The 13,784-nt window shown below is 60.0% G+C and carries 12 protein-coding genes; 5 read left to right on the forward strand and 7 right to left on the reverse strand.

The window, feature by feature from the left end; translation table 11 throughout:
• Nucleotides 1–308 precede the first annotated feature (308 nt).
• The 7 genes from gyrA to ACESSC_RS07440 all read right to left on the reverse strand — a co-directional run bounded on the left by gyrA (nt 309) and on the right by ACESSC_RS07440 (nt 11,298).
• The gene (gene gyrA, locus ACESSC_RS07410) at nt 309–2,996 is read right to left on the reverse strand and encodes a DNA gyrase subunit A (RefSeq protein WP_373162274.1); all 2,688 of its coding nucleotides are present in this window, start codon (nt 2,994–2,996) and stop codon (nt 309–311) included.
• 65 nt (nt 2,997–3,061) lie between these two features.
• Nucleotides 3,062–5,092 (reverse strand): DNA topoisomerase (ATP-hydrolyzing) subunit B, encoded by a 2,031-nt coding sequence (gene gyrB, locus ACESSC_RS07415; protein ID WP_373162237.1) that lies wholly within the window; start codon nt 5,090–5,092, stop codon nt 3,062–3,064.
• Between the two features lie 105 nt (nt 5,093–5,197).
• On the reverse strand, nt 5,198–5,761 hold the full coding sequence (locus ACESSC_RS07420) for a DciA family protein (RefSeq protein ID WP_117584032.1): 564 nt from the start codon (nt 5,759–5,761) through the stop codon (nt 5,198–5,200).
• Nucleotides 5,748–6,854 (reverse strand): DNA replication/repair protein RecF, encoded by a 1,107-nt coding sequence (recF, locus tag ACESSC_RS07425; protein WP_271739287.1) that lies wholly within the window; start codon nt 6,852–6,854, stop codon nt 5,748–5,750. Before recF ends, ACESSC_RS07420 begins: the two co-directional genes overlap by 14 nt.
• 9 nt (nt 6,855–6,863) lie before the next feature.
• On the reverse strand, nt 6,864–7,967 hold the full coding sequence (gene dnaN, locus ACESSC_RS07430) for a DNA polymerase III subunit beta (protein ID WP_373162239.1): 1,104 nt from the start codon (nt 7,965–7,967) through the stop codon (nt 6,864–6,866).
• A 238-nt stretch (nt 7,968–8,205) separates the two neighbouring features.
• Nucleotides 8,206–9,930, reverse strand: a complete 1,725-nt coding sequence (locus ACESSC_RS07435) for a DnaA ATPase domain-containing protein (protein WP_373162241.1) — start codon at nt 9,928–9,930, stop codon at nt 8,206–8,208.
• Between the two features lie 15 nt (nt 9,931–9,945).
• Nucleotides 9,946–11,298 carry an ATP-binding protein gene (locus ACESSC_RS07440; RefSeq protein ID WP_373162243.1) on the reverse strand — a complete coding sequence of 451 codons (1,353 nt, stop codon included), beginning with the start codon at nt 11,296–11,298 and terminating at the stop codon, nt 9,946–9,948.
• Between the two features lie 345 nt (nt 11,299–11,643).
• Here ACESSC_RS07440 and rpmH point away from each other — a divergent pair, with 345 nt between their 5' ends.
• From rpmH to ACESSC_RS07465, 5 genes are read left to right on the forward strand one after another with little or no spacing between them, the layout of a single operon-like run.
• Nucleotides 11,644–11,778 (forward strand): 50S ribosomal protein L34, encoded by a 135-nt coding sequence (gene rpmH, locus ACESSC_RS07445; protein WP_019127408.1) that lies wholly within the window; start codon nt 11,644–11,646, stop codon nt 11,776–11,778.
• A gap of 20 nt (nt 11,779–11,798) precedes the next feature.
• Nucleotides 11,799–12,137 carry a ribonuclease P protein component gene (gene rnpA, locus ACESSC_RS07450; RefSeq protein WP_082435526.1) on the forward strand — a complete coding sequence of 113 codons (339 nt, stop codon included), beginning with the start codon at nt 11,799–11,801 and terminating at the stop codon, nt 12,135–12,137.
• Nucleotides 12,134–12,358, forward strand: coding sequence for a membrane protein insertion efficiency factor YidD (gene yidD / locus ACESSC_RS07455; RefSeq protein WP_022093804.1), 225 nt, complete (start codon nt 12,134–12,136; stop codon nt 12,356–12,358). Before rnpA ends, yidD begins: the two co-directional genes overlap by 4 nt.
• Nucleotides 12,359–12,387: 29 nt before the next feature.
• Nucleotides 12,388–13,158 (forward strand): YidC/Oxa1 family membrane protein insertase, encoded by a 771-nt coding sequence (locus ACESSC_RS07460; RefSeq protein ID WP_117564014.1) that lies wholly within the window; start codon nt 12,388–12,390, stop codon nt 13,156–13,158.
• A 44-nt stretch (nt 13,159–13,202) separates the two neighbouring features.
• Nucleotides 13,203–13,772 carry a Jag family protein gene (locus ACESSC_RS07465; RefSeq protein ID WP_022093802.1) on the forward strand — a complete coding sequence of 190 codons (570 nt, stop codon included), beginning with the start codon at nt 13,203–13,205 and terminating at the stop codon, nt 13,770–13,772.
• The last annotated feature ends 12 nt before the right edge of the window (nt 13,773–13,784 follow it).

The raw sequence follows: 13,784 nt of genomic DNA on the forward strand, positions 1-13,784 counted from the left end.
TACAGGTCCATCGCGCAAGGGATATATTAGACGAGTCGTTACGCGCGCGTCAACAACTTTTTTGAAAATCTTTGGGGGATGTCGGCCCCGGCTGCCCGGCGGCATGCGAAGTCGCCTGCTCGGACAGTCCTGCTCGCACGGAGAGCACATTAAGTGCTCTCCGGCTCGTGCGGAACTCGCGATCGACTTCGCATGCCGCCGGGCAGCCGGGGCCGACGTGGGGTTCAAAGATTTTCAAAAAGCGGTCGGCGCGCAGTGCGCCGACCGCCGATATATGGGGCCTGATATTTTCTACCAGCTAGGGCCTCTTACTCGTCCAGGAGATCCTCTGGTATGTCGTTGCCGTCGCCTAGGTCGACTGGGGCCTCTTCGGCGTCGGTTGCGGCCTCGGCGCCTTCGCCTTCGGGCTTCTCCTTGGCGGCCGTCATGCGGGCTACGGCGCAGATGCGGTCGTTGTCGTCGACGGTCATCATCTTGACACCCTGGGTGGCGCGGCCAGTCTGGCTAATCTCATCGGTCTTGACGCGAATGACCGTCGCGCCCTCCGTCACGATGAACAGCTCGTGCTGCGGGCCCACCGTCTTCATGGCTGCGAGGTTGCCCTTACGCTCGGTCATTTGGATGGTGTAGACGCCCTGGCCGCCGCGATTCTGCTCCGGGTAGTCCGCGACCGGTGTGCGCTTGCCGTAGCCGCGCTCGGTGATGACGAACAGATCACCGTTGCCGTTAGTGACTTCCATGCCCAGAACGCTCACGCCGTCCTTCATACCGATACCGCGAACGCCGCTGGTATCGCGGCCGGTAGCGCGCACCTGCTCCTCGGAGAACATGATCGCCTTGCCCGCGGTGGTGGCCAGGATAATCTTGTCGCCCTCGCGCACGCGGCGCACGTTCAGCAGCGCGTCGTCGTCACGCAGGTTGATAGCGATCAGGCCGTCGCGGCGGCTGCGGTCATATGCGCTCATTACGGTCTTCTTGACCATGCCGCTCTTGGTGGCAAACATCAGGTACTCGTCGGCAGGGAACTCGCGGCAGCTGATGACGCTCGCGATCTTCTCGCCCTCCTCGAAGGGCAGCAGGTTGACGATCGCGGTACCGCGCGCCTGGCGCGTACCCACCGGCAGCTCGTGCACCTTCAGGCGATAGACCTTGCCCTTGCTCGAGAAGAACAGCACGTACTCGTGCGTGGACGCGATGAACATCTCGTCGATGACATCGTCCTCTTTGAGGTTGACGCCCGACACGCCCTTACCGCCGCGCTTCTGGGCGCGGTAGGCGGCCACCGGGATGCGCTTGACATAACCGGTGTGGGTGATGGTCACGACCATGTCCTCGTCGGCGATGAGGTCCTCGACGTCTAGGTCTTTCTCGACATGGCTGATCTCGGTGCGGCGCTTATCGCCGAACTTCTTGGAGATCTCGCGCATCTCTTCCTTGATGACGCCCAGGATCTTCTCCTCATGCGCCAGCAGGTCCTCATAGTAGGCGATGGCGCGGCGCAGGCCGTCCAGTTCTTCCTGAATCTTGTCGCGCTCCAGGCCGGTCAGGCGGCGCAGCTTCATCTCGAGAATGGCCGTGGTCTGCTCGGGCGTAAAGCCAAAGCGCTCGATCAGGCGGCTGCTGGCCTCGGAATCGGTCTGCGAAGAGCGGATGATGCTGATGACCTCGTCGATATGGTCGAGAGCCATCAGGTAGCCCTCGAGGATATGGGCACGTGCCTGGGCCTTCTTAAGGTCGAAGCGGGTGCGGCGGGTGACGACGTCGACCTGGTGATCGATGTAGTGCTGCAGCATCTCGCGCAGGCTCAGGCATTTGGGAACGCCGTTGACGAGCGCCAGGTTGTTGGCGCCAAAGGTCGTCTGCAGCGAGGTGTACTTATACAGGTTGTTGAGCACGACCTGCGGAATGACGCCCTTCTTGAGCTCGATAACCAGACGGATGCCCTTCTGGTTGGACTCATCGCGCATATCCGAGATGCCCTCGATGCGCTTGTCGTTGACGAGCTGGGCGATCTTCTCCTGCAGGGTGCCCTTGTTGACCATATAGGGAATCTCGGTAAAGACCAGGCGGCTGCGGCCGGTCTTGGTGGACTCCACGTGTGCCTTGGCACGCACGGTAATGGAGCCGCGGCCGGTCTCGTAGCTCTGCTTAATACCGGCGCTGCCCATGATGATGGCGCCGGTGGGGAAGTCCGGACCGGGCATGATCTGCATGAGTTCGTCGACGGTGGCGTCGGGGTTGTCGATCAGGTAGCAGGTGGCCTCGATCGCCTCGGTGAGGTTGTGCGGGGCGATGTTGGTGGCCATGCCGACGGCGATGCCCTGGCTGCCGTTAACCAGCAGGTTGGGGAAGCGCGCAGGCAGCGCCACGGGCTCGGCGAGCGATTCGTCGTAGTTGGGCTGCCAGTCGACAGTATCCTTCTGCAAGTCACGCAGCAGTTCCATGGCGGGCTTTGCCAGGCGGCTCTCGGTGTAACGCATGGCTGCCGCACCGTCGCCGTCGATGTTGCCGAAGTTGCCGTGGCCGTCGATGAGCGGCGTGCGCATGGAGAACCACTGCGCCAGGCGGACCATGGCCTCATAGACCGCGGAGTCGCCATGCGGGTGGTACTTACCGATAACTTCGCCGACCGTCCAGGCCGACTTCTTGTGTGGGCGGTTGGGGTAGATGCCGCTCTCGTTCATCGCGTACAGGATGCGGCGGTGCACCGGCTTTAAGCCGTCGCGCACATCCGGCAGGGCGCGCGCCGTGATGACCGACATCGAATACTCGATAAACGACTGCTTCATCTCGCGGCCAAACTCCGAAATCTGGAGCTGGCCACCGTTGATATCCTCACCGGCCGAGGCACCACGGTCGACTTCGCCAAAGCTCTCCTCGAGCTCGGCGTCGTCGTCCTCTTCCTCATCATCATCGGCATCGGGGTTATAGGCGTCCGGATCGCCGTCCTCGCCCTGCTCAGCACGGGCAAGCAGGCGCTTCAGATCGTCGGGCATACCGGCATCGCCGGCCTCGCCTATACCCTCGTTATTGTTGATATCGTCTGCCACGTTACCTCCTCTTAAGCGTCAAGGAAGCGTGCATCATGCGCATGCTTCTCGATGTACTCGCGGCGATAGCCGACCTCGGAACCCATCAGCTCGCGCACGGCGCGGTCTGCCACCACGGCGTCCTCGATCGACACACGCTGCAGGATGCGGGTCTTGGGGTCCATCGTCGTCGAGGCAAGCTGCTTGGGGTCCATCTCGCCCAGGCCCTTGTAGCGCTGGACGGTATAGCCCTTGCGCTTCTTGGTGATCTTGCCGTCCTTGGCCTTGCCGTCCTCGTCGTTGTCGTCGGGGTTCAGGCCCAGGCTCTGGATGGTGTCGCGCAGGATCTCGTCTTCGGGCTGGCGGCCGTTGGGATACACGTAGTGGATCTTGTTGCGCACCTTAATGCCAAAGATGGGCGGGCAGGCAACATAGACGTAGCCGGCATCGATCAGCGGACGCATGTACTTGTAGAAGAACGTCAGCAGCAGGATGCGGATATGCGCACCGTCGACGTCTGCATCGGTCATGATGATGATCTTGTGGTAGCGCGCCTTGGTGATATCGAAGTCGCCGCCGTCGCCGGCACTCGTCGTGACGCCGCAGCCGATCGCGGTAATCAGCGACTGGATGGTGTCACTCGAGAATGCGCGATGGTCACCAACGCGTTCGACGTTCAGAATCTTGCCGCGCAGGGGCAGAATCGCCTGGATGTCTCGGCGACGGCCGTCCTTGGCCGAACCGCCTGCCGAGTCACCCTCTACGATGAAGAGCTCGGTCAGCTCGGCATCGCGCACCGAGCAGTCAGCGAGCTTACCGGGCAGGGACGCCGTCTCGAGCAGGCTCTTGCGGCGGGTCGCCTCGCGCGCCTTGCGGGCGGCGTTGCGCGCCTTGCAGGCCTGTTGCGCCTTCTTGACGATCTCGCGAGCGGGCTTGGGATGCTCCTCGAGGTAATCGGCAAGGCCGTCCGTCACGATCTTGAGCGTCAGCGCGCGCATATAGGAGCTACCGAGCTTGGCCTTGGTCTGGCCCTCAAACTGCGGATCGGGCAGCTTAACCGAGATAACGGCCGAAAGGCCCTCGCGCACATCGTCGCCGGTCAGATTGGCGTCTTTTTCCTTGAGCAGGTTCTGTTTGCGCGCGTAGTCGTTGATCACGCGGGTGAGCGCGGTGCGGAAGCCCTCAAGGTGCATGCCGCCCTCGGGAGTGTAGATGTCGTTGGCGAACGACATGACGTTCTCGCCGTAGCCGCTATTCCACTGCAGGGAAACCTCGACCTCGCCCATCTTGGTCACAGGCGCGTCCGGATCCGATTTGCCCTCGATGTAGATGGGCTCCTTAAAGGCCTCGGGGACGTCCTTGCCCTCGTTGAGGAACTTGACGAAGTCGATGATGCCGCCCTCGTAGCAAAACTCCTCCACGTGGGGAGTCGCCTCGCGCTCGTCGGTCAGCACGATTTTGAGGTTCTTATTGAGGAACGCCGTCTCCTGCAGACGGTTGTGCAGCGTATCGAAATCGTAGATGCAGGTCTCGAAGATCTCGTCGTCGGGCCAGAAGGTGACGGTGGTGCCCGTTGAATCCGAGGTGCCCACGACCTCCATCTTCTTGACGGTCTTGCCGCGCGAGAACTCCATCTCGTAGGTGTTGCCATCGCGACGAACCTGAACGACCACGTGCTTGGACAGTGCGTTGACGACGGAGATGCCCACGCCGTGCAGGCCGCCCGAGACCTTATAGGCCGAGTTATCGAACTTACCGCCGGCGTGCAAGATCGTCATAACGACCTCGAGCGTCGGGATCTTTTTAACAGGGTGCTCGTCGACGGGGATGCCGCGCCCGTTGTCGACGACCGTGATGGAGTTGTCGGCGTGGACCGTCACCTGGATCTCGGTGCAGAAACCGGCCATGGCCTCGTCGACGGAGTTGTCAACGATCTCCCACACCAGGTGATGCAGACCGCTGGCGCTCGTCGAGCCGATATACATGCCCGGGCGCTTACGAACGGCCTCGAGACCTTCGAGAATCTTAATCTCGCCGCCATCGTAATCGTTTTCGTTTGCCACACGTCCTCCTTCAGTCAAGAAAATGTGTACAGCCTTACTAGTTTATCGTAAAAAAATACCCTCGGGACCGAGGGTATTTGGCTCTACAAGGCCACCAGATGCGATTTAAGGCTCTTTTTTGCTTTGCACGCCCTTGGCCCACTCGGCACTGGCTCTCATGGCATTCTCGAGGGCCTCGCGCAGTTTTTGGTCTTCGATGGGCGCCACCTGGCGCTCGATCTCGGTGCACTCGGCCTCACTTAGGTCGGCGTGCGGGGCCGGCGGGCGCTCGGTCGTCGCCGGGCGCAGGCGCTCCTTGGCGGCGGGCGGCGTGTGACCGGGCGCGGTGGTTTTGAACACCAGGCCGTCCACATGCGCACCGGCGCGCTCCATGCGCGCGCGGATGATCTCGCGCAACAGCGTCATTTCCTGCGTCCACGAGGGCGAGTCGAGATACACCAGCAGCTCATTGGACTCGGGCAGGTAGCGCAGTCCCGTCACATGCCGCCCCTCGCGCGTGCCCGAGCACACCGCGTTCCATGCGCGATAGACCGTGCGCGACTCCTCGGCGGCCTCCATCTGCGCACGGCGCTTAGGCGTTGCAGCCGCCAGGATGCGCTGGCGCTCTGCGTTCAAAAACCCGCTGAAGGCGACTGTCTCGCTCTCGCGCTCGTAATTAGCACGTCTCACCCATGCTCACCACCTTGGCTCGATCAAGCAGGTCATCGGTAAAGTACCCCAGGTTGGTCGTGGTTATGACCGTCTGGATATCATCGCCGATCAGCCGCAGGAAAGCGCCGCGACGCTCGCCGTCGAGCTCGCTCATCACGTCGTCCAAAAGCAGCAGTGGGGCGGTGCCCAGGACATCGCGAGCCACGGCAACCTCGGCCACCTTCCAGGACAGCACCAGCGTGCGCTGCTGTCCTTGGCTGGCAAATGAACGGGCGGAGCGACCCGCCACGGTAAACTCAATCTCGTCGCGATGCGGTCCCACCAACGTCACGCCGCGGCGAATTTCCTCGTCGGCATGCTCGTCAAGGGCGGCCAGCATGCGCTCGTACGCCCAACCCTTCAGCTCTTCGCGATCCTCGACCTGGGGCAAAGCCCCCAGCGTGGACGCATAGGTCACGTTGGCGGCCTCACCTGACGCTACTTGCCCGTAGGCAGTGTGCACATGGCCCGCCAGCCGGTCGAGCAGGGCCAACCGGTGCACGAGCAGGGCCGAGCCCGCGCGGGCAATCGAATCGTTCCACGCGCCGAGCATCTCGCGGCAGCACCAGGTCTCCTTGAGCAAGGCGTTACGCTGGGTCACGCAGCGCCCATAGGTGCTCGCAAGATCGGCATAGCGTGCGCTCAGTTGCATGCCAAAGTCATCGAGGGCGGCGCGGCGCACACTGGCGCCACGCTTAACCATGTCCAGATGGTCGGGGCAAAACAGCACGCTCGGAAGAACCCCGCGCACACCGGCGGCAGAGCATCTCTTGCCGTTGCGGCTAAACGAGCGCTTACCGTCCTCCGCGCTCAATCCCATATCAAGCACGCGGCCGTCGCCCTCGAGCCTCAGCTCGATCTTGCACGAGCCCACGCCGTCATGGACGAGCTCGGCTGCGGTCGGATGCCTAAACGAGGCGCCGCTCGTCAGCAGCTGCAGCGCCTCTATGAGATTGGTCTTTCCCACCGCGTTGGGTCCCGCAAGTATCGTCACGCCCTCGTCCAGGGCAAGGTGATAGCTATCGAAGCTGCGGTAGTGTGCGACGGAAAGATCGCGGGCGAACATGGTCATGGCGCAGTGCTAGATGCGGACCGGCATGACCAGGTACAGGTAGTTGATCTTGTCGTAGGACTTGAAGATGCCCGCCTGCGAGTAGCTCTTGAGCTCCAGCGTGATCTCCTTCTCCTTGGACAGGGCATTGAGGCAGCCGAAGATGTAGTGGTAGTTGAAGGCGATGGTACCCGACTCGCCCTCGGCCCCGACATCGATCGTCTCCTGCGCAAGGTCCTGGTCATTGGAAATGGAGGACAGGCCCATCTGCCCGTTCTCGACATCGATCTCGAACTTGACGGCGGGGTTGGCGCTCGCGATAACGGCCACGCGCTTGAGGGCGGCGTTAAAGGCGGCGACGTCGATCTTGACGCTCGTCACGCACGAATCGGGGATGAGCTGCTTGTAGTTGGGGTACACGCCCTCGATGCGACGCGACACGTAGGTGGTGTTGCCGGCCTCGAAGACGACCTGGGTGTCGGTAGCCCCGATCATGATGGTCGCCTGGCTGGCCATGATGTTCAGCGCGTCGTTAAAGGCGTCAGCCGGAACGTTGAGCTCAAAGGAGCCCTCGAGGGTCGAGGTCTCGACCTGCGTATCGCACACGGCCAAGCGGAAGGAATCGGTCGCTACCAGGCGTACGGTGTTGTTCTCGACCTTCATGTGCACGCCGCCCAGGATGGGGCGAGCCTTGTCGGTCGAGGTGACGCGCCACACGCGGCCGACCATTTCGGACAAGACATCGGTCGGCAGCTCCACGGCACTCTCGATGGCATAGGCCGGAAACTCGGGGAAGTCATTGGCATCGAGCGTGTTCAGCCTAAAAGAGCTCTTCTCGCAACCAATCAGCACCTGGCGCTCGGACAGCTCAAAGGTGACCGGGGCATCGGGGAGGGTCTTGGTGATATTGGAGAGCATCTTACAGGGAATAACCATCTCGCCCTCTTCTTCGACATGCGCCGCGATGCGATGACGGATCGAGATGGTGTAGTTAGAGGTCTGGAATTCCAAAATGCCGTCTTGGGCCTTAACGAGCACGCCCGACAGGATGGGGAGGGTGGATGCCGAAGCGACACCCTTCATAACGACGCCGATGGCTTGTGTAAGCGAGCTCTGGCTGACGGTGAACTTCATCTTTTAATACCTTTCTATAGATATAAATATCTTAATAATAGTAATAGCACTGACGAAACTGTTGATTACTCCCAAAGACGCAGGTCAGACCCAGAAAGAGAATCGACAGCAACCTGTGTGCAACAGGGGTGGTTTTCCACGTTCAAAACCTGCGCAAAACTTTTCATCACCGCGGGTTGGGTTTTAGACACCTTATGCCCGTGGTTTCGACAAGTTTTCAACAGGTGTCTCTATTTCCCTACGAGCGCAGTGTAATTTTATCGCGCAGCGACTTGAGGTCTTCGGTGACGGTGCGGTCTTCCTGGATCATCTTCTGGACCTTTTTGTAGCTCGTGCTGACGGTCGAGTGGTTGCGGTTGCCAAATTCGGCGCCCACCGCCGTGGTCGTCATCTCGCACATCTCGATGGCCAGATAGATGGCAATATGGCGTGCTTTGGCGATATTGGCGTTGCGACGCGGGCCGATGAGCTCCTCGTGCGTCACGCCGTACTGCTCTTCGATGACGGACTGAACCGTCTGGACGTTGATCTTTTTGGCCGATGTGTCGAAGTACTGGCTGGCGATGGCGTCGATATCGTCAAAGGTGAGCTCCCCGCCCTCGCGCTCGCGGTCGCCCGCCTCGCCGGCGCAGCGCTCGCAAAAGCTCTCGAGTTCGCGGATGTTGGTGCCCGAGACCTCGGCCATGTGTTTAAAGTGGTCGTCGGTCAGGTGCCCGCTGTCGCCCCCATAGGCCGCCAGCAGCGAGTCGTCGCCTGCCTCGGGAGCGGCGACGATGGTGTTCTCGTAATAGCGCTGCAAGATCTTGTATTTCATCTCGTAGCTGGGCTCTGCGACCAGGCAGAGCATGCCGGCGTTGAAGCGGCTGGTCAGACGCTCGTCCATGCTCAGGTCCTTGGGGGCGCGGTCTGCCGCGATGACGACCTTCTTGTTGTTGCGGATGAACTCGTCCATGAGCTGGAAAAAGTAGTCCACGCTCGCGCGCTTGCCGATGATGTTTTGGATGTCATCGATGATGAGCACGTCCACGCCGTGGTATGCCTGCATGATAGGGGCGTTGCTCTTCTTTTGGCGGTCGAACTCGGTCATCAGGTCGTCCAGATATGCCTGGGAGTTGGCATACTTGACCTTGATCTCGGGCGACTTCTCGGCGAGCTCGTTTTTGATGGCAAGCAGCAGGTGCGTCTTGCCCAGGCCCGATTTGCCGTAGATGAACAGTGATGTGCACGTGCCGCGCTCGTCCGCGAGGGCGGCAAACTTGAGTGCCGAGCGATAGGCATGGCTGTTCTCGGGGCCGTAGACAAAGTTCTCAAAGGTAAATTTTGAGTTCGCGGCGAGTGGGGCTCCATCCGTATTCTGCTCGGCCGGCACGGTCGGTGCCGGCATGGGTGAAGCGGGGGTCGCGGCTTGCGTGGACTTAGTCGGCGCTCCGCCCTTCATCTGGTTCATCATGCGACGAAAATCATCGGCCGAGAGCGTGTTCTTGATTGCAATGCCCGAATCCGCGCCCGCCGCTGCGTCATGAGCGATGGGCATGTGCGTGACGGGTGCGTTCGTTGACGTCGCCGCCGCGGTCGGCAACGGTGCCATGGTTTCACGGGAAACATCGCTGTGCTGGTGCTCGATTGTCGGCACGTCGCCTGCGGAGGCTGGCGCCGCAGGGGAAGCAGCGGAAGCCGTGGCGGGCACCGTCGCGGCAGCAGATTCGGCCGTTGCGCCTTGCGGTGCCACGATGTCGAGCGCGATCGGAGCAAAGGCGATTTCTTCCAGATAGGCCTCAATAGTCGGCTGATGCTTTTTGAGCTGCGCGATGGCAAAGCGCGAGGGGGCCTCGATCGTGAGCGTATCTTCGGTCAGGCTTATGGCGCGCGATTGCCCCAGCATGTTGATGAGGCGTGCATCTTGGCCGTCGCGCTGGCAAAAGGCGATGGCATCCCCCAGGATGATGCTTGCTTCCTCGTCCACTGTCTCTCCCGTTCTTTAGCTCTGAGCTCGCACGCGAGCGGCGCCGAGTTCGGTCAGATGGTATTTCTGGCCATGCTTGATGACCAAGCCGGCCCGCGCCAAGTCATTGAGCGTGCGTGACCAAGTGGGGGCCGAGTTTCCAAACGCCCTCGCCAGATCGGTTGCACCGCACGCTTGATTTTGCGCCAGATAGCCCAGCGCGGCGTTGCCGCGATCGCTTACGAACACGTCCGGTTGTGGCTGCGCATACTGATTTGCTGCATTAGGATACATCATTTGAGCTGCTGGTTGTTGAGAACTCTGCATCGGCGGCATTTGCTGTTGAAAACTTTGAGGCCACTGTTGGTAAGGCTGCGGAGGCATCTGCTGGGCCCAGGGGTTGTACTGCTGCTGCGGCATCTGCTGGTACGGCTGCTGATATCCCTGCTGGTACTGCTGCGGGAACTGCTGGCCATACCCCAGTGGCGGCATCTGCTGATATGGATATCCCTGTTGGTACGGCTGATAGCCCATTTGCTGGCCGCCCGGTGCCCCCGCCGCCTGCTGCATTGCTGCTGCATCCTGATCCGCCAGCGGCATGGCCTCTGGCACGTTTGGCGGCATCGACATCGATGCCGCCTGGGGCTCTTGTACAGGAAGCATTCCGGGCTGCTGCATCTGTCCCACGGGGGGCTGCATCTGCTGCGTTGCCATGGGCTGCTGCGCAAAAGCTCCCGGCAGGGGATATGTGGGCTGCTCCGTCTCGGGTCGCACGGCAGCGCCGCGTCCGCCGGCGCGTTCGATTTCCTGCACGCGTTTAGGGTTCAGGCTTACCGTAACCACGGTGCCGTTGCCCATGTTGTCCTCGATGGACACGGCCCCGCCGGCGTTTTCCAAATACTCCTGCACCATGGGAAACCCTGCTCCGGTTCCACGGATATAGCGCTTCATCTTGCTGTTTGCGCTGGTAACGCCAAAGTCGAAAGCGCGCTCCTTGTCGTCGATGCCGGGCCCCTGATCGGCAAAGCGGATGGTGTCTCCGCCGTCCAGAATCGAGATGATGGGCTCGGCAAAGTGCGCGTGGATAAAGTTTTCGACAATCTCACGGATGACCATGAGCGAGATATGGCCACCTTGTTCTTTCATGCACTGGTAGACGGTGTTGGTCGTCTCTTCCAAATACGTGCGGACATCTTGCGGATCAATGACGATCACGCGCGGTGTCGACAGCATGTCGTCATAGACGGCGATGCGCGCGGCGTACATGGCTTTTGGCGCCTGCGTGGTCGTCTGCTCGCCTTCCTCACGCTCTTCGCGCACGCCGGTGATGTGCTCGTTGTCGGGTGCCGGGTCTCCGGAATCGACCATGGTGTAAAAGTCGTCAGACATGCCGCTCGCAATCTTTCAAAAGGTTTCGAACAAATAGTAGCTCACCGTGCAATGTTTCTCATCTTTCGACAACTTTTCAAAACCTGTTGAAAACTTTGGAAAACGGACGAAAAGTTCTCAACATTGCCAACATGACCTGTTGAAAACCCGATGAAATATCGTGAAAAGTTGCCATGCACCGCTAAATCGAGCTCGGCTTATGGGGGAACCGTGTGAACTGCGCAACCTTTTACCTTTGATTTCTTGACATTTGAACATTGATTTCCCTACAATCTTCAAGCTCACGTGTCTATATCTGCGTCCGCGCCCCCGCGGACACTCGAAATGCAGCAGGAGGAACTTAAGATGAAGCGTACGTATCAGCCTAATAAGCGTAAGCGTGCCAAGACCCATGGCTTCCGTGCCCGTATGGCCACTAAGGGTGGTCGTGCCGTGCTCGCCCGTCGTCGCGCCAAGGGCCGCAAGCGTCTCACTGTCTAGCAGCGATACACACATCTCGCATGAAGACTATTAAGTCTCGGCAAGATTTCGAGCATGTGTTCAGTCAGGGGCGTCGTTTCAATCACCCTCTGATTCGAATGACCATATGTGAATCGGTTGGCGAAGGCGACTCCGGAAGGGTCGCCTTCGTTGGTGCTAAACGGCTCGGTTGTGCTGTCGTGCGCAACCGTTCTAAGCGTGTGATGCGCGAGGCCGCCCGCAGCTGTGGATTTCCCGTTGCGGGTTATGACATCATCTTGTTCGCAACTCCCAAGACGAGGGTTTCTTCGCCTCAGGAGATGGACAATGCATTGCGTTCGCTTATGAAACGCGCCGGCGTTGCCGGGGAGGAGCGATGAGCAATCACGTTTTGCGACGTGTTGCCATCGCTCCTATTCGCATATATCAACAGGTTATTTCGCCCTTATTGCCTGACGCCTGCATTTATTACCCAACGTGCTCGCAATACGCCGTCCAGGCGATTGAGAAGTACGGTGTTTTGAGAGGCTGCTGGCTTGCCGTGAGGCGCATCGCTCGCTGCAATCCCCTGCACGTCGGCGGTTATGACCCTGTGCCCTAGCGGGCACTCGCTATCGGAGGAAAACTTACATGTGGGATTGGATCGTTAACATCCTTTTCGAGCTGCTCAAGCTCATCCAGACCTTTGCGGTCGACTGGGGCCTGTCCATCATCATCCTGGTGGTCATCATCCGTCTGCTACTGACGCCGCTTATGCTCAAGTCGACTAAGTCGACGGCACGCATGCAGGTGCTGCAGCCCAAGATGCTCGAGATCCAGGAGCGCTATGCCGACGATCCCCAGCGTCAGGCCGAGGAAATGCAGAAGTTCTACAGCGAGAACAAGTTCAACCCGATGGCTGGTTGTCTGCCGCTGTTGATTCAGATGCCTGTCCTGTTCGCCCTATTTACGCTGCTGCGTAACCTGCCGGACTACTTTAACGACGGCGCGTTCTCGTTCTTTAATATTCTGCCCGACCTGACCACCACGCCGAGTGCCTCCTTTGCCGATGGCTTTATGGTCGCGCTGCCTGCGCTGGTCTGCCTGATCCTGTTCGCTGTCCTGACCCTGATTCCGCAGCTCTATATGTCGCGCAACCAGACCGGCCAGCAGGCTCAGAGCATGCGTATGATGGCCGTTGTCATGACGGTCATGATGCTTTGGATGGGCTGGAGCCTTCCCGTTGGTGTTCTGCTGTACTACGACGTCTCGTCTGCTTGGCAGGTTATCCAGCAGATTTTTGTGACGCAGAAGGTCATCGACAAGGCGAAGGCCGATGAGGAGGAGCGCCTTAAGAACGCGCCGCTGCAGGTTGAGGTCACTCGTCGCGAGAAGAAGCCGCGCCCGCACAAGAAGAAGTAGCGGGATATCAATCTTATTTAGGTACCTAACTTTTGGAGTACGTTATGTCTGAAGAGATCATCGAGGATATGCTTGAGGAGGTTGCCCCGCAGGTCGCGGGCGATTATCCCGAGATTGCACAGCGCTACAAGGCCGGTGAAGAGCTGACCGACGAGGAGCTCGACACCATTGCCGATGTCGCGATTTCCATCCTGCGTTCCATCCTTTCGCACTTCGATGCCGCCAACTCTCCTATCGATGAGTATGAGGGCGACGAGGGTGAGCTGATTCTGGATGTAACGGCTCCCGACCTTGCTGTTCTCATTGGCCGTCATGGTCGCACCCTTGATGCCCTTCAGGTTATGTTCTCTTTGCTAGTGAGCCGCAAGCTTGGCTTTAGGTATCCGGTTGTAGTGGACGTCGAGGGATACAAGAGCCGCCGTCAGGACAAGGTTGCCTCCATGGCTCAGTCTGCAGCCGAGCGTGCCATCCGCACTCATAAGAGTGTTTCGCTTCCGCCCATGAATGCCTACGAGCGCCGACTGGTTCACATTGCACTTCGTGGCAATGACGCCGTCGATACTCATTCTGAGGGTTCTGACCCCGATCGCCATGTGGTGATTGTTGCTCGATAATCTACTCGAGCT

The sequence above is a fragment of the Collinsella aerofaciens genome (genome assembly GCF_964243765.1).
GTDB lineage: Bacteria > Actinomycetota > Coriobacteriia > Coriobacteriales > Coriobacteriaceae > Collinsella > Collinsella aerofaciens_BU.

Excerpts from the sequence above, each read along its gene's own strand:
- gyrA (WP_373162274.1), bottom strand. The coding sequence starts at position 2,996 with ATGCCCGACGATCTGAAGCGCCTGCTTGCCCGTGCTGAGCAGGGCGAG.
- recF (WP_271739287.1), bottom strand. The coding sequence starts at position 6,854 with ATGACCATGTTCGCCCGCGATCTTTCCGTCGCACACTACCGCAGCTTC.
- dnaN (WP_373162239.1), bottom strand. The coding sequence starts at position 7,967 with ATGAAGTTCACCGTCAGCCAGAGCTCGCTTACACAAGCCATCGGCGTC.
- ACESSC_RS07440 (WP_373162243.1), bottom strand. The coding sequence starts at position 11,298 with ATGTCTGACGACTTTTACACCATGGTCGATTCCGGAGACCCGGCACCC.
- rpmH (WP_019127408.1), top strand. The coding sequence starts at position 11,644 with ATGAAGCGTACGTATCAGCCTAATAAGCGTAAGCGTGCCAAGACCCAT.
- rnpA (WP_082435526.1), top strand. The coding sequence starts at position 11,799 with ATGAAGACTATTAAGTCTCGGCAAGATTTCGAGCATGTGTTCAGTCAG.
- yidD (WP_022093804.1), top strand. The coding sequence starts at position 12,134 with ATGAGCAATCACGTTTTGCGACGTGTTGCCATCGCTCCTATTCGCATA.
- ACESSC_RS07460 (WP_117564014.1), top strand. The coding sequence starts at position 12,388 with ATGTGGGATTGGATCGTTAACATCCTTTTCGAGCTGCTCAAGCTCATC.
- ACESSC_RS07465 (WP_022093802.1), top strand. The coding sequence starts at position 13,203 with ATGTCTGAAGAGATCATCGAGGATATGCTTGAGGAGGTTGCCCCGCAG.